Raw genomic sequence first — 12,379 nt, forward strand, 5'->3', positions numbered from 1 at the left:
CGTTCCCTCCGAATCTGCTCAGCGGTTGGCGTTGATGAGGGAGTCGATGCGCCCGGCCTCACCCGCGCCGACGAAGCCGCCGGCGATGTCCATGTTCTGGTCGGCGGCGTTGCGGTAGACGCCGGCGCCGATGTTCAGGCGGTCGTAGATGTCTTCGAGGATCTTGATGACCCCCTTGAACTCGGTGTCCCACTGGGTGAGGGCCGTGGCGAACTTCTGCGCCGCGCCGCCCTTCCAGCCCTGGGTGGTGAGGTCGGCCTTGATCTGCTCGACCCGCTGCCGCATGCCCTCGATGTACTGCGCGGTGTCCTGGCAGTAGCCTGCCGCGGTGGTCAGCTGGGTCGGACTCGCCCCGTACAAGCTCACTGGACCCTCCAAGTCCTCAGCGGACGATCAACCAGAGATACGGTCTGACCCCCCGCGAACAACATCAAAAAGCATGCTAGTCAACATCGGCCCCAAGATTCCCACTAATCTCAGATAACGGATTTGTCGCACTGTAGCGACGCTTCGGGGACCGCTCCGGCCGCGGAGCCGGGTGAACTGACACCGGCCGCGGGTTCGATGTGGTGGCCTCAGTCAGAGCTGATACCGCCGGCGGATGCGGTCGAGCTCCCCCATGACGTCGTTGAACGCCTGGTCGTAGACCTTCTCCACCCGCTTGATCTCGTCGATCATGGCGTCCTGGTTCTCGGCGGCCTTCAGGGGGTTGTCCTTCTCGCCGAACACCTCGCCGGCCATCTCGGTGAGCCTGCGCTGGAAGTCGTCCGTCGCCTCGGCCAGCACCTGTTTGATCAGGTCGGCCAGCTCGCCCGAACTGAGCCGCATGGCCTTGGGGTGCAGGGTCAGCTCGCGCACGCCGGTCTGGCCGTACTCCACGACGACGAAGCCGTCCTCGTCCTCGGCCCGGCCCACGCAGTCGCCCACAACCCGCTGGAACTCCTCCAGACGGGCGAACTGGTCGTCCATGCCGCTGAGCAGCTTGTCGATGTCGATGTTGGCGAAGTCGCCGAAGCCCTGCATCCCCTCAACCTCCCGTACGAGTTCAGCCGGACAGCCCGCGCACCCACGTGTAGACCTCCAGGACGCCCAGCGCGAGCGGGAAGAGCTGGACGATCAGCGCCATGTCGAGGATGTCGGCGGCGCGCCCCCAGAACGGCGACGGCTTCCCCGTCGCGAGCCAGACCCCGATGCCCACCGTCATCAGTGCGAGCCAGAGGATCCCGGTGGCCAGGGCCACCGAGCCGACGATCCCGCCCTCGCCGGCCATCGAGATCGCCAGCATGGCCGGGCCTGCCAGGCCGGTGCCGATCAGCCAGAGGCGCTGGCCGAGCCCGTGGAAGATCCGGGCCCGCATGATGAGCGTGAGCGACAGCGACACCGTCATGGCGGTGGCGACCCAGCCGTCGGCGAGCACCAGCAGCAGCAGGGCGGCCAGCGAGCTGAGCGCGATCGCGGCGATCATTCCGGTGGCGTAGCCCTGGGCGACCCGGGTGCGTTCCTGGATGGCCGGGGCGTCCAGGCGCTGGTTGTCGTTGCGCAGTTCCTCGGCGGTGGTCGGCATGGCGGGCAGCGGCACCTTGGCCAGCCGGAACGACAGCGTGGGCACCAGCGGGCTGAGCGCCAGCAGCAGCGCGACGGCCAGGGCGGCGACCCCGGCGGGCGGCGGCGACCACACCATGATGACGGCCGAGCAGATCCCGCCCACGGTGGCCGCCCCGGCCGTGCCGAGGAAGCCGGGCACGCCGTCGCCGATCAGCGCGCCGGCCACCGCGGCCACCAGGGCCAGGCAGGCCAGCGCCGCCAGCAGGTGCGGGACGCCGATCCCGGCGGAGGTCCCGGGCGCGAACAGGCCGGCGACGAACCCGTACGGCAGCGCCGCGTGCCCGATCAGCGCCCCGGACATGGAGTCCCCGACCGCCCGCGACAGCAGGGTGCCGGTGACGATCAGCAGCAGTGCCAGCAGCCCGGCCACGATGGCGACGGTCAGCGCGGGCATGCCGGACATCGCCAGCCCGGCCGCGCCCAGGACGAGCAGGGCGGTCGCGCCGCCGGCGCCGGTGATTCTGGTCTGCTTGGCCGTCCAGGCGCCGCGGCCCTCGCGCACCCCGGTGGCGACCAGGTCCGCCACGTCGTCGTACAGGGCGGGCGGCAGGATCGCCTCCCGCGGCCGGAGGTAGAGGATCTCACCGTCGAGCACGCCCAGGGTGCCCAGGCTCTGCCCCAGGTCGAGCGGTGCGCCGCCGAGCCGCTGCAGGGTCCAGCCGGGGGCGGCGGCGGAGTCACCGCCCACCTCGCCCAGCGCGCGCAGCAGGCTGGGCAGCACGTTCGGCAGCGGGATGTCGGCGGGCAGCGCCAGGTCGGCCTTGCGCCGCGGGCCGACGATCGTCACGTGGCACTGGGCCGGCAGCGGCACCGGAACCTGCGGCAGGGCGCCCTGCTGGATCGGCCCGCGGGGCGGTCCGGGCGGCCCGGATAACCCGCCGGGGCCCCGGTAACCGGGCGGCGGCCCCTGCATAGGCGGCGGTCCGGGAGGGGGAGTCGGCGGGCCGGGCGGTGGGCCCTGAACCATCTGTCCCAACGTCACTCTCCGCTCCACCGGTAGTCATGGACAACAGAGAACATATCGGGTCTCTTCTGGTAAGAACGTCTCGATGAGCATCGTCGTCGTACGCCGCCCGGAACGCCGCCCCGGCCCGCAGCCGCCACGCGGCGAGGTGCTGCTCGAGTCGCCTCCGGAGATTCCCGAGGTCCAGCCGCAGGGCTTCATGATGGTCCTCACGTACCTGCCCATGCTGGCGGGCGCGGCGGCGATGGCCCTCATGTTCACCGCCTTCGGCAACGCCAACCCGATCATGTACGTGGCGAGCGGCCTGTTCGCGTTATCCATGGTCGGCATGACGCTGGGCCAGATCGGGCGCCAGGCCGGCGAGCGCAAGCACAAGCTCAACGGCGCCCGCCGCGACTACTTCCGCTACCTGGGCCAGGTGCGCAAGAAGACCCGCCGCGCGGCCAAGCAGCAACGCGAGGCCCTGGAGTGGAGCGGGCCCGAGCCCGACGCGCTGTGGTGGATCGCCATGGGCCCCCGGCTGTGGGAGCGGCGCCCGCGCGACGAGGACTTCGCCACGGTGCGGCTCGGCACCGGCGTGCAGAAGCTGGCCGTCCAGCTCATCCCGCCGGACTCCAAGCCCGTCGAGGACCTGGACGCGCTCTCGGCCGGCGCGCTGCGCAGGTTCATCAGGGCGCACTCCACGGTCGCCGAACTGCCGGTCGCCGTGGCGCTCGGCTCGTTCGCCAGGATCCGCGTCAACGGAGACCCGGGCGCCGTGCGCGACCTGGTGCGCTCCATGATCGCCCAGTTGACCGTGTTCCACTGCCCCGACGACATGCGGATCATGGTGTGCGCCGCGGCCGACCGGATGCCGCAGTGGGAGTGGGTCAAGTGGCTGCCGCACGCCCTGCACCCCGAGGAGGTGGACGCGGCCGGGCAGGTGCGGCTGATGACCGAGAACATGAGCGAGCTGGACCGGCTGGTCGGCGGCGAGCTCAAGGAACGCGCCCGGTTCCGGCCCGGCGCCGCGGCCGACTCGCTCCCGTACCACGTGCTCATCCTGGACGGCGGGCACGTGCCGCAGGACTCGCAGCTGGGCAGCGACGCCATCCAGGGCGTCACGGTCATCGACCTGTCGGGCTCGTCCGCCGACGTGGAGGAGAAGAGCACGCTGCGGCTGGACGTCCGGGCGGACGGGTTCCACATGGTGAAGCTCGACCACGCCGGCAAGGAGCACCGGACCCGGCTCGGCGATCCCGACCGGCTCGACTACCTGCGGGCCGAGGGCCTGGCCAGGCAGCTCGCGCCGTTACGCACGTCGGCCTCCGGCGGCGGCGACGCCGAGGACGTGCTGACGGCCAACACCACGCTGTCCGATCTGCTGGGCGTCGGCGACCCGGCGCTGCTGGACCCGGCGGTCTCCTGGCGGCCGCGGGCCGGACGGAACCGGCTGCGCGTGCCGATCGGCCTCGGCGCCGACGGCCGGGTGGTGGAGCTGGACATCAAGGAGTCCGCGCAGGGCGGCATGGGGCCGCACGGGCTGGTCATCGGGGCGACCGGCTCCGGCAAGTCGGAGCTGCTGCGCACGCTGGTGCTCGGCATGGCGATGACGCACTCGTCCGAGATCCTGAACTTCGTCCTGGTCGACTTCAAGGGCGGCGCGACCTTCCTCGGCCTCGACTCGCTCTCCCACGTCTCGGCGGTCATCACCAACCTGGAGGACGAGCTCCCCCTGGTCGACCGGATGTACGACGCGCTGCACGGCGAGATGGTGCGCCGCCAGGAACTGCTGCGGGCGGCCGGCAACTACGCCTCGCTGCGCGACTACGAGCGGGCCAGGGAGCAGGGCGCCGAGCTGGCGCCGCTGCCGACGCTCTTCGTGGTGCTGGACGAGTTCAGCGAGCTGCTGTCGGCCAAGCCGGAGTTCATCGAGCTGTTCGTCATGATCGGCCGGCTGGGCCGCTCCCTGGGCGTGCACCTGCTGCTGGCCTCGCAGCGGCTGGAGGAAGGGCGGCTGCGCGGACTGGACACCCACCTGTCGTACCGGATCGGCCTGCGGACGTTCTCCGCGATGGAGAGCCGCGTGGTGCTGGGCGTGGCCGACGCCTACGAGCTGCCGTCCGCGCCGGGCAACGGCTACCTCAAGTTCGACACCACCGGCATGACGCGTTTCAAGGCCGCGTACGTGTCGGGCCCCTACCAGCCGGACGGCCGCCGCGCCGCCTCCGACGACGGCCAGACGATCGTGCGCCAGGTCGTCGAGTACGGCTCCGCGTACGTGCCGCTCCCCGCCACGCCGAAGCCCAAGGAGGAGGCCCCGGCGGCGGAGGTGGAGGAGCGCTCCTCGCAGACCAGCCTGCTCGACGTCATCGTGGGGCGGCTGCAGGGGCACGGCCCGGCCGCCCACCCCATCTGGCTGCCCCCGCTCAGCGAGCCGCCCACGCTGGCGCACCTGCTGCCGCCGCTCACGGTGACCCAGGAGCTCGGGCTGTCCACGCCCGGCTGGAACGGCAGGGGGACGCTGCACGCCGTCATCGGCATCATCGACAAGCCGTTCGAGCAGCGGCGCGACCCGTACTGGCTGGACCTGTCCGGCGCGGCCGGGCACGTCGGCGTGGCCGGCGGGCCGCAGAGCGGCAAGAGCAACGTGCTGCGCACGCTGATCACCGGCATGGCGCTCACCCACACCCCGCGCGAGGTGCAGTTCTACTGCCTCGACTTCGGCGGCGGCGGCCTGGCCGCGCTGGAGTCGCTGCCGCACGTCGGCGGCGTGGCCACCAGGCTGGACACCGACCGGGTGCGCAGGACCGTGGCCGAGGTGTCGGGGATCCTGCGCCAGCGCGAGCAGGGCTTCGCCGAGCGCGGCATCGAGTCCATCGCCGCCTACCGCAAGATGGTCGCCGAGGGCTCCGTCGACAGCGACGGCTTCGGAGACGTGTTCCTGGTCGTCGACGGCTGGCTGACGGTCAGGCAGGAGTTCGAGAGCCTGGAAGCGGTGATCACCGACCTGGCGGCCCGCGGTCTCGGATACGGCATCCATGTGGTGGCCTCGACCAACAAGTGGTCGGAGTTCCGGCCGAGCATCAGGGACCTGTTCGGCACCAGGATCGAGTTCAAGCTGGGCGACGCGTACGAGTCGGAGATCAGCAGAAAGGCGTCCCTCGCCGTCCCGGAGGGCACCCCGGGGCGCGGCCTGACCAGGGACGGCATGCACTTCCTCGCGGCGCTGCCACGGGTGGACGGCAAGCGCGGCGCCGAGGACGTCTCCGAGGGCATGCGCGCGCTGGTGGACAGCGTGAAGCAGGCGTGGCGGGGGCCGAAGGCGGCGCCCGTGCGCCTGCTGCCGGCGCTGCTGCCCGCGGCCGACCTGCCGGGGCTGGAGCGGACGGGCCCGCGCCGGATCCCGATCGGCATCGACGAGGACTCGCTCTCCCCCGTCATGCTCGACTTCGAGAACGACCCGCACTTCGCGGTGTTCGGCGACAACGAGTGCGGCAAGTCCAACGTGCTCAAGCTGATCATGGAGGGCGTGGTCGCGCGCAGGACGCCGAGCGAGGCCATGATGATCGTGATCGACTACCGGCGGTCGCTGCTGGACACGGCCGTGACGGACCACCGCATCGGCTACGCCGCCTCCAGCACGGCCGCCGCCGAGCTGATCCGGGACGCCCGCTCGGCCCTGCTCAAGCGGCTGCCGCCGGCCGACCTCACCCCCGAGCAGCTGCGCTCGCGGAGCTGGTGGCAGGGCTCGGACCTGTACATCGTCGTCGACGACTACGACCTCGTGGCGACCTCCAACAACCCGCTGGCGCCGCTGGCCGACCTGCTGCCACAGGCCCGCGACATCGGGCTGCACCTGGTGCTGGCCCGGCAGAGCGGCGGCGCCGGCCGCGCCATGTTCGACCCGGCCGTACAGCGGCTCAAGGAGATGGCCAGCCCGGCGCTGATCATGTCGGGCAACCGGGACGAAGGCCAGCTGTTCGGCAACGTCCGGCCGCAGCCGCTGCCCGCGGGACGTGGCTTCTACGTCGACCGGAGGACCGGCTCGCGCCTCATCCAGACCGCCTACCTGGAACAGGAGCAGCCGTGACCTTCATCGACGTGCACACGCAGGCGATCGAGGAGTGCGCGGGACAGGTGCTCCGCGTGAAGAACATGCTCCACGTCGACGACGCGCTCCACGGCACCGAGCTGAAGGCGCCGGACAAGGACATCGACTCCGCCATCTTCGGTGACCTGGACGGCGCGGAAGGAGTCGCCGGCAAGATCGACGCGGTCTGGGACTCGGTACGGGAGGACCTCGGCGCGGGGCGTAACCGCCTGGGCAACGTCGAGCGCGCGCTCGGCGAGGTCACGGGCAACTTCCGCGGCGCCGAGGGGGTCTCGGCCGTATGAGCGTCGTGTCGGAGCTCTCCACGCTCAAGGAGAAGCTGGCCGGCAACCCCCAGGCGATCAGGGACCTGGCGGACGGGCTGCGCACGGTCGGCGGGCACGTCTCCTCCGCCACCGACCTGCTGGTCGGGAAGGTGAACGAGGTCGGCAAGGCGTGGGAGGGCGAGTCCGCCGGCGCCTTCACCCGTTACATGAAGGCCTACCCGACGGCCGGGAACGATCTCCGGACCGCGCTCTCCTCCTGCGCCACGGCCCTCGACACCCTCGCCACCGCGCTGGAGACCGCCCACGGCACGGTCGAGGAGCTGCACGACGCGGCCGTGACGGCCGACGGCGAGTACCGGGGCTCGCACGCCGACGCCACTCAGGCCGAGATCGACGCGCACGTGAAGAGCACGCTCGGCGGCGACCCCGTCGGCGACGCCAGCGAGGCCGTGGGCGAGGCCGAGGAGGCGCTGACCACGGCCAAGACCACGCTGACGACGCAGCTGGGCGAGGAGGGCTTCGGTTTCTTCCGCGGCATCCGCCAGCCCGGCGGCGCCGACTTCCTGACCGAGAAGCGCGAGCCCGACTGGCGCAAGGTCCCCGGCTACACCCCCACCGCGTACTTCGAACCGACCGGCTACGACCCGACCACGTTCGCCGGGGGCGGCGACCCGGGGGCCGTCTTCTACGGCGGCGGGGCCGGCGCGGCGTCCTCGTACGGCAACGTCCCGGCGCCGCGGGCCCAGGTGGTCGAGTGGATCAAAGAGGCGCTCACCGTCATCAAGTCGCCGGAGATGGCCGCGATCATGCGCCAGCGCGGCCTGGACGTGAGCGACCTCGACCCCGACGACCCGCAGGACGTCCAGCGCATCTGGACGATCATCCACCACGAGTCCGGCGGCAACCCCAACGCGATCAACAACTGGGACATCAACGCCCGCAACGGCGTGCCGTCCCAGGGGCTCATGCAGACCATCCCGCCCACGTTCAACGCCCATCACCTGCCCGGCTACGGCCAGATCCGGGAGCCGGTGGACAACATCATCGCCGGGGTGCTCTACACCTACAGCCGGTACGGCGACCTGGCCGGACATCCCGGCATCGCCTCCCTGGAGCGCGGCGGCGGCTACAAGCCCTACTGACCCTCAGGGAAATCCTCGGTTACGCGGACCTGAACGATGATCGCATTTTCGCCTTCACCTGGGCGAACGCCGGTTTCCGCGGCGTGTTCGGGTGCTAGAAAGATCGCGTGTCGACCGATTCACTGACCAGCCCGTGCCCGCACACCCCCGCGTGCCCGCCGCCCGTCTGCCTGCCAGAGGCGCTGCGGACCGCGCCGCCCCCGGCCACCACCGGCGGCACCGACCCAAGCGGCTACGAGAGCACGATCAGCCACATCGACGGGTTCGCCGGCACATTGACAGAGGCCGCGGAGGGCGTGGGCCTCATCAGGCAGCGGACCCCGCGGTTCGAGGGCTGGAACCTGGTCCCGCTCGCCGGCGTCCCCGCCGTCGGCCTGCTGTTCGCCGGCCGCTTCAACGCAATCGCCGACACCTGGGACGACAGCGCGGGCATCCTGAGCGACGTCCTGCTGACCGACTCCGGGAAGGTGGGCAGGTCGGCCGCTAACTACCGGCAGGCGGAGAGCGCCTCATGACGACTCCCCCGAACCAGCCGCCCAAGCTGGTCGTGCCCGGCCAGACCACGCCCCCGCAGGGCACCCAGCCGCTCTACCTGGCGGACAACCGCGGCACGGTCACCAGGACCGTCCAGGTGCCGCCCGCCGTCACCCGCACCGACCCCGGCTTCTTCAAGCGCCTGGTCACCCAGCTCAACCCGCTCCGGCAGACCACCAGGGGCGCGATGCTGCTGTCCGGGCTCGGCGTGGCCGCGCTCGCCATGGACGTGGCGGCCACGGCCAATCTGGGCAACCCCTTCCTCTTCTACGACCGGCGCGAGACCTGGAAGGAGATGTCCGGCTCGCTGGAGGGCGGCAAGTGGAACGTCTGGCGCGGCTACTTCGACGACGTGGCGCCGAACTGGAAGGGCCAGGCCTCCTCGATGCTGAACCAGTACGTCCGGTTCAACGTCACCGGCCTGTTCGACCAGCTCGGCAAGGTCGGCGACGAGATGAGCGGCGCCATGCACAACCAGTTCAAGGAGGTCCTCGAGTACGACCTGTCCGTCCTGGGGCTGTACGCGGGCTCGGCGCCGATCCTGCGGGCCCTGGCGGCCATGAGCGCGCACCCCGTCGGCCGGGTCGCCCTCATGACCCAGGTCGGCGTCTTCACGACCGCGCTGGGCAACCTTGTCAAGCAGTTCGCCGACGTCTACAACTCGTACGAGGGCGACCTCAACAAGCTGGAGCTGAAGCTCAACGACCTCAGGGGCGCCTTCTACCGGTCCGGCGACCCTGACCTGGGGCCGCGCGACCTGGGCCTGTCGTCCACGATCGAGGACCCGGGCCGGACAGGCGACCTGTGGGTGCCGGCGCCGGAGGCCGGATGAGCGAGATCGGCAGGTTCGCATCAGGCGGGGAGGGCGACCTCGCCGCCCTGCTGCGCGAGGTGAACGGCTGGACGGCCGGGCTCTCCGGCACGCTGGACGAGCTGGCCCGGGAGACGTTCGACGGCACCGACGCCGGCGGCACGGTCAGGGCCCGGATCTCCGGAGCCGGACGGCTGCTCAAGCTGGACATCGACGCGAAGGGCCTGCGCGATCTGGACCACGTCGAGCTGGCCGAGGCCGTCAAGGAGGCCGTCGGGGCGGCCCACGCGGCGCTCGGCGACCAGCTCACGGAACTCACCGGCGAGACGTCCGGGGACGCCGCCGATCCGCTGGCGGCCCACGTCGAGCGCGTCATACGGGAGGGATGAACGGTGGGTGACATGGACGAGGCGATGGCGCGCCTCGACGAGATACTCTCCTCCGCGCGGCGGGCCGAGGAGACGGCGGCGCAGTGGAGCGCCCGCCGGTTCACCGGCCGCGCCGACGGGGGCCGTATCGTGGCCACGACGGACGCCCTCGGCGTCCTGCTCGACCTGAGCATCCACCCGCTGAGCCGGAGCCGGCTGGACGCCCGGCGCCTCGCCGACGAGATCCTCTCCGCCATCACCAGGGCGGAGCGGGATGCCGAGAGCGCCATGCCCCGCCTCCCCTGACAAGCCGGGAAGACAGAACCCCTCCGGAACGGCCCGGAGGGGTTCTCACGATCGAGGTCAGCCGCAGTTGGCCCAGTCTGACCGGAATCCCTCATCACCGACGCTGCCGGCGAAGCGGACACACTTCCCCTTGGCTGACATCTTGACCGGCCCGGCGTAGTACTTGTAGTTGCCCCGTTCGATCTTGGAGTCGCCGCCCTGCACCTCCAGGGCCGCGCTCACCTCGGTCGCCTTGCCGAGGTTCGCCCTCTTCAGGGTGACCACGCAGTTCTCACCGGTGTCCCTGCTGTAGAGCTGGTAGGTCTCACCACCGGGGTAGCTCTCCTTGCGCTGCACGTAGAAGCCCTCACCGCAGACCTGGACGGCCGTGTACGGGTTCGTCGCCGGAGGCTTGGCCGTCTTGGTCGCCGTCGGCTTGGCGGTGGCCGTCGGCTTGGCGGTCGCCGTCGGCTTCGCAGTCGCCGTCGGCTTGGCGGTCGCCGTCGGCTCGGCGGTGGGCGTCGGCGTCTCCGTAGGCGTCTCCGTGACGGTCACCGTCGGCACCGGCGTCTCCGTGGGCGTCGGGGTCGGCGTCTCGGTCACGGTGACCGTCGGCGTCGGCGTCGCGGTCACCGTGACGGTCGGCGACGGGTGGACCATGTCCGTCGGGGTAGGCGTCGGAGTCGGGGTGGGCGTCGCCTCCGGAGTCGCCGTCACGGTCACCGTGGGCTGGACCGGGGTCGGCTGCACCACCGGCTGGGTGACGATCGGGGCCGGCGTCGGCACCGTGGTCAGGTCGGGGGTCGCCGGCGGCTGCGTCGCCCAGTCGTTGGGCAGCACCATCGGGCCGACGTCGTTCGCGGCAGCGGTCGGGCTGGCCCACGGCACCACCACCTCGGGCTGGCCCTGCTCGGGCTGGCCCTGCGGCTGCCCCTGCTGCGGCTGGCCCTGCGAGGGCGGGTTCTGCTCGGCCAGGGCGACGCCGTTCTCCACCTTCTCGCTGCCGGAGCCGCGCCTTTCGGCCTGGTCACCGGCCGCGGCGACCGGCTCGAAACGCTGCGTCGAGGCGTACTGGTTGGCGCCCCAGAGCCCGGCACCGGAGAGCAGCGCCAGCGCGCCCACCGCGGCGACCAGCCCCACAGGGAACTTGCGCGGCGGGCGGGAGGACACGGTCTGACCGGCGACGGCGGCCTGGGGTGCCGGCTCCTGGGGCGGCTCCCACGCCGGTCCGCCGGGCGGCACCGGCACGCCCTGCACCGGCTCGCCGCCGCCCGGCAGCGCGCCCTGCGGCGGCGGGCCCCACGTCTGCCCGGCCTCCGGCGGCACACCGCCGGCGGGCGGCCCCCACGTCTGCCCTGGGTGCGGCGGCACACCCCCGGGGGGCGGGCCCCACGTCTGCCCGGCCTGCGGCGGCACGGGCACACCCTGCAAGGGCTCCCCGTCGGACGGAACGCCCTTGGCGAGGCCGGCGGGCCCGCCGCGCTTGTCGCCGAGGAGCTGCAGCAGCGCCATGTAGGTGGTCGGCCGCTGCGCCACGTCCTTGGAGAGCGCCGACAGCACCACCCGGCGCAGCGGCTCGGCCAGGTCGCCCAGCTCGGGCTGCGCGTTCAGCACCGCGCCCTCGTCCTGGCCGAACGGCGGCTGCCCGGTCGCGGCGAACGCCACCGTCGCCGCCCAGGCGAACACGTCGGCGTAGGGGCCGTACGACAGGCCCCGGAGCTGCTCGGGCGCCCGGTAGCCCACCTCGCCGACGGGCTCGCCGAGGTCGATGTCCGTCACCCGGGGACCGTCGGGGCCCATGATCACGTTGTGCGGGGTGAGCCCGCGGTGGGTGATGCCGGCCAGGTGCACCGCGGTCAGCGCGGTGAGCACGCCGACCGCGACCCGTTCGAGCGCGTCGCCGTCGAGAGGGCCGTCCGCGGCCACGACCTCGGCGAGGCTGCGTCCTTCGACGTGCTCGCGTACGAGGTAGCGGTGGTCGTCGTGTTTCCCGGCATCCAGCGTCCTGGCGACGTACGCGCTGGAGACGCGCTGGACCCCGGTGAGCCGGGCTACGTCGTCGCCCTCCTCCGCCGTGGGAGGCAGTAACTTGATCACTCTCTGCGGCGCGTCGTCGGACTCCTTGCCGAGGAACGCCGCTCCGCGCGGACCGTCGGCCAATCGCCCCAAGACGACGTACGCGCCCAGCTTCTCGGGATCACCCGGACGCAGGGGGTGCATCTTCGTCCCTTCAATAATCCAAGATCCTGAAGGGACATTGAATCGCATGCGTCACAGACGTAGCAGTAGTTTCACTGACAAATTGACTATT

The 12,379-nt window shown here is 71.8% G+C and carries 11 protein-coding genes; 7 read left to right on the plus strand and 4 right to left on the minus strand.

What is annotated here, in order from left to right:
• Positions 1 to 18: 18 nt before the first annotated feature.
• The 3 genes from AB0J42_RS32385 to eccD form a co-directional block, all read right to left on the minus strand.
• A complete protein-coding gene (locus AB0J42_RS32385) occupies positions 19 to 366 on the minus strand; it encodes a WXG100 family type VII secretion target (protein ID WP_364301236.1) in 348 nt (115 codons plus the stop codon).
• Positions 367 to 579: 213 nt separating this feature from the next.
• Positions 580 to 1,023: a YbaB/EbfC family DNA-binding protein gene (locus AB0J42_RS32390; RefSeq protein ID WP_364301238.1), complete on the minus strand. Its 444-nt coding sequence runs from the start codon at positions 1,021 to 1,023 to the stop codon at positions 580 to 582.
• Positions 1,024 to 1,045: 22 nt separating this feature from the next.
• Positions 1,046 to 2,518, minus strand: a complete 1,473-nt coding sequence (eccD, locus tag AB0J42_RS32395; RefSeq protein WP_364301240.1) for a type VII secretion integral membrane protein EccD — start codon at positions 2,516 to 2,518, stop codon at positions 1,046 to 1,048.
• A 136-nt stretch (positions 2,519 to 2,654) separates the two neighbouring features.
• On the opposite strand from eccD, the gene eccCa reads away from it, so the two are divergent.
• The 7 genes from eccCa (at position 2,655) to AB0J42_RS32430 (ending at position 10,089) form a co-directional block, all read left to right on the plus strand.
• Positions 2,655 to 6,641 carry a type VII secretion protein EccCa gene (gene eccCa, locus AB0J42_RS32400; RefSeq protein ID WP_364301242.1) on the plus strand — a complete coding sequence of 1,329 codons (3,987 nt, stop codon included), beginning with the start codon at positions 2,655 to 2,657 and terminating at the stop codon, positions 6,639 to 6,641.
• Positions 6,638 to 6,946, plus strand: coding sequence for a hypothetical protein (locus tag AB0J42_RS32405; RefSeq protein WP_364301244.1), 309 nt, complete (start codon positions 6,638 to 6,640; stop codon positions 6,944 to 6,946). The genes eccCa and AB0J42_RS32405 overlap by 4 nt, the downstream gene beginning before the upstream one ends.
• On the plus strand, positions 6,943 to 8,070 hold the full coding sequence (locus tag AB0J42_RS32410; protein WP_364301246.1) for a transglycosylase SLT domain-containing protein: 1,128 nt from the start codon (positions 6,943 to 6,945) through the stop codon (positions 8,068 to 8,070). Before AB0J42_RS32405 ends, AB0J42_RS32410 begins: the two co-directional genes overlap by 4 nt.
• Positions 8,071 to 8,177: 107 nt before the next feature.
• Positions 8,178 to 8,585 (plus strand): hypothetical protein, encoded by a 408-nt coding sequence (locus tag AB0J42_RS32415; RefSeq protein WP_364301248.1) that lies wholly within the window; start codon positions 8,178 to 8,180, stop codon positions 8,583 to 8,585.
• Positions 8,582 to 9,436: a hypothetical protein gene (locus AB0J42_RS32420; protein ID WP_364301250.1), complete on the plus strand. Its 855-nt coding sequence runs from the start codon at positions 8,582 to 8,584 to the stop codon at positions 9,434 to 9,436. The genes AB0J42_RS32415 and AB0J42_RS32420 overlap by 4 nt, the downstream gene beginning before the upstream one ends.
• The gene (locus AB0J42_RS32425; protein ID WP_364301252.1) at positions 9,433 to 9,804 is read left to right on the plus strand and encodes a YbaB/EbfC family nucleoid-associated protein; all 372 of its coding nucleotides are present in this window, start codon (positions 9,433 to 9,435) and stop codon (positions 9,802 to 9,804) included. The genes AB0J42_RS32420 and AB0J42_RS32425 overlap by 4 nt, the downstream gene beginning before the upstream one ends.
• A 12-nt stretch (positions 9,805 to 9,816) precedes the next feature.
• Positions 9,817 to 10,089: a YbaB/EbfC family nucleoid-associated protein gene (locus AB0J42_RS32430; protein ID WP_364301302.1), complete on the plus strand. Its 273-nt coding sequence runs from the start codon at positions 9,817 to 9,819 to the stop codon at positions 10,087 to 10,089.
• Between the two features lie 57 nt (positions 10,090 to 10,146).
• On the opposite strand, the gene AB0J42_RS32435 is transcribed toward AB0J42_RS32430, so the two are convergent.
• The gene (locus AB0J42_RS32435) at positions 10,147 to 12,288 is read right to left on the minus strand and encodes a serine/threonine protein kinase (protein WP_364301254.1); all 2,142 of its coding nucleotides are present in this window, start codon (positions 12,286 to 12,288) and stop codon (positions 10,147 to 10,149) included.
• Positions 12,289 to 12,379 lie beyond the last annotated feature (91 nt).

It is taken from the genome of Nonomuraea sp. NPDC049649, from assembly GCF_040675175.1.
In the GTDB taxonomy this organism is placed as follows: domain Bacteria; phylum Actinomycetota; class Actinomycetes; order Streptosporangiales; family Streptosporangiaceae; genus Nonomuraea.